Source organism: Pseudomonas sp. HMWF006 (genome assembly GCF_003061205.1).
GTDB classification, from domain to species: Bacteria; Pseudomonadota; Gammaproteobacteria; order Pseudomonadales; family Pseudomonadaceae; genus Aquipseudomonas; species Aquipseudomonas monsensis.
Map to the genome: position 1 here is coordinate 1 of NZ_QAIU01000634.1, position 760 is coordinate 760.

Consider the following 760-nt stretch of genomic DNA (forward strand, 5'->3'; position numbering starts at 1 on the left):
CCCCTCACCCTCCGGGCGGTCCGATGTTTCGGGAGAGCTGGGGTGAGGGTAGTTTTTGATCTTCAAACCGGCTGCAATTTCTGCTCGAACACCGCGACCCCATTCAAATCCCGCAATACCACGCTCATCTCCCCGCTCTGCCCCTCAATGTTCACCTCGCCAAAGAACTGAAATCCGGCGAACGGTGACATGTTCTGCGCCGTAGGTGCTTTCTGGAACACCACTTCAGGACCAAAGGTTTTATCCAGCGGATTGGGACCGAAGCTCCCGGCATTCAGCGGTCCGGCGACAAACTCCCAGAACGGCTCGAAATCCTGAAATGCCGCGCGATCCGGGTGGTAATGATGCGCCGCGCAGTAATGCACGTCGGCGGTGAGGAAAACGAAATTGCGCACTTGCTGCGCCCGCAGAAAACCGAGCAACTCGGCGACTTCCAGTTCACGCCCCTGAGCCGGGCCGGGGTCACCGTTGGCCACCGCCTCCCAGCGCGCCACGCCCGGGCTGACTTCACCGTCCGGCACACCGAGGCCGATCGGCATGTCGGCGGCGATCACCTTCCACTGCGCCTTGGAGCGCTGCAGCCCACGCTTGAGCCAGTCCAGTTGCTCACGCCCCAGAAACGGCTTGGCCGCGCCGAGATTGTCGTCGTTGGCGCCGCGATAGCTGCGCATGTCGAGCACGAACACATCGAGCATCGGCCCGTAGCTGAGCTTGCGATAAATCCGCCCGCCGCCGTCGGCCGCCTGCAGACGCATCGGCG

At 62.8% G+C, this 760-nt stretch carries 1 protein-coding gene; it reads right to left on the bottom strand.

The features are described 5' to 3' along the window. Window positions 1–62: 62 nt before the first annotated feature. Window positions 63–760 (bottom strand): alkaline phosphatase (locus tag DBR24_RS34340; RefSeq protein WP_256591962.1); only part of this gene is annotated, 698 nt, incomplete at its 5' end.